Source organism: Cupriavidus sp. SIMBA_020, assembly GCF_046535395.1.
Lineage (GTDB): Bacteria > Pseudomonadota > Gammaproteobacteria > Burkholderiales > Burkholderiaceae > Cupriavidus > Cupriavidus campinensis.
The window spans coordinates 1-270 of record NZ_JAWRWU010000609.1; the positions used below are offsets into that span (position 1 = coordinate 1).

General features: G+C 55.2%; 1 protein-coding gene. It reads left to right on the top strand.

Features of this window, described 5'->3' with window-relative positions; genetic code table 11:
- Positions 1-270 (top strand): antitermination protein (locus SB751_RS30725; protein WP_410749117.1); only part of this gene is annotated, 270 nt, incomplete at both ends.

A 270-nucleotide genomic window follows, 5' to 3' on the forward strand; every position in this document is an offset into this window, starting at 1 on the left:
AGTGCTCGCAACATTCGCTTATGCGGATTATTGCCGTAGTGCCGCGACGCCGGGGGCAAGATGCAGAGATTGCCATGGTACAGGCCGTGCGGTTGATATTGCCAAAACAGAGCTGTGGGGGAGAGTTGTCGAGAAAGAGTGCGGAAGATGCAAAGGCGTCGGCTATTCAAGGATGCCAGCAAGCGCAGCATATCGCGCTGTGACGATGCTAATCCCAAACCTTACCCAACCCACCTGGTCACGCACTGTTAAGCCGCTGTATGACGCTCT